This window comes from Bradyrhizobium sp. SHOUNA76 (genome assembly GCF_023006445.1).
Taxonomy (GTDB): Bacteria; Pseudomonadota; Alphaproteobacteria; order Rhizobiales; family Xanthobacteraceae; genus Bradyrhizobium.
Genome location: NZ_JALBHA010000894.1, coordinates 1 through 1365, shown reverse-complemented (window position 1 = coordinate 1365; position 1365 = coordinate 1). Strand labels below are relative to the sequence as shown.

The 1365-nt window shown below is 66.4% G+C and carries 2 protein-coding genes; both read left to right on the top strand.

Annotated features, from left to right (window positions below; translation table 11 throughout):
* Positions 1 to 945 (top strand): bifunctional diguanylate cyclase/phosphodiesterase (locus MOV74_RS38325; RefSeq protein WP_246932725.1); only part of this gene is annotated, 945 nt, incomplete at its 5' end.
* A gap of 138 nt (positions 946 to 1083) precedes the next feature.
* Positions 1084 to 1365: FAD-dependent oxidoreductase (locus MOV74_RS38320; RefSeq protein ID WP_246932722.1), on the top strand; the 282-nt coding region annotated here is incomplete at its 3' end.

The window sequence follows — 1365 nt, the reverse complement described above, 5'->3', positions numbered from 1 at the left end:
GCCACCACCGGCATGGCGGTCTTCCCGCACAACGGCAGCGATGGCGCTTCGCTGCTCGCCAACGCCGGTGCGGCGCTGTTCCGCGCCAAGCAGAAATCCCGCGGCACGATCAGCCTCTACCAGCCCGAGATGGACCAGCAGATCCGCGATCGCCGCGTGCTGCACCAGGATCTGTCGATGGCGATCAAGAACGGCGAGCTCTCGCTCGCCTTCCAGCCGCAGGGGGCCGCGGGCCACAGCGTCGCCGAGAGCGAGATCATCGGCTTCGAGGCGCTGGCGCGCTGGCAGCATCCGGTGCGCGGCCAGGTTTCGCCGGCCGAATTCATCCCGATCGCCGAAGAGAGCGGCCTGATCGTCGAGATGGGCGAGTGGATCTTGCGCGAGGCCTGCCGCGAGGCGGCGTCCTGGCCGAAGCCGCTCCAGGTCGCGGTCAATCTGTCGCCGGCGCAGTTCATGCACGGCGACGTGGTTGGCCTCGTCCATTCGATCCTGATCGAGACCGGCCTTGCACCCGGCCGGCTCGAGCTGGAAATTACCGAGGGCGTGCTGATCGAAGATTTCGACCGGGGCCTCGCTCTGCTGCGCCGCCTGAAGGCGCTCGGCGTGCGGATCTCCATGGACGATTTCGGCAGCGGCTACTCATCGCTGAGCTACCTCCAGGCGTTCCCGTTCGACAAGATCAAGATCGACCGCGCCTTCATCATCAATCTCGGCCGCAACCCGCAATCGGCTGCGATCGTTCGCGCAGTGATCGATCTCGGCCACGGCCTCGACATGTCGATCATCGCCGAGGGCGTCGAGACGGTCGAGCAACTCGCCTTCCTCGCCAAGGAGGGCTGTGACGGCGTGCAGGGCTATCTGCTCGGCAAGCCCTTGCCGATCGGCAAATATGCCGGCCTCGTCGGCCGCGCCGAGGTCATGCAGCTTGCGCTCAAGACCGGTTAGAGCGTTTTCGCGCTAAGTGGATACCGGTTCGCGTCAAGAAAACGCGTCAAAGCCAGAATCTAGCGCCCCGTTCCGATTTCATCGGAACGGAAATGGCTCTAGTGATGATGGGGCGCTTCGCTCCTTCTCGACGGCTTCATGGCGGATTACGACCTTGCGATCATCGGCGGCGGTCTGAACGGTGTCAGCCTCGCCCGCGATGCGGCGGGCCGCGGCCTGCGGGTGATCCTGTTCGAGCAGGGCGATCTCGGCGGCGCAGCGTCGTCGGCAACACCGCGTCTGATCCACGGCGATCTGTCGGTGCTGGAGCGGCGCGGGTTCTGGCGGGTGCGCCGGGCCCTGGCCGAGCGCCGGATCTGGCTCCAGATCGCGCCGCATCTGGTCCGGCCGATGCGGTTCGTGATCCCGGCGCATGCCGAC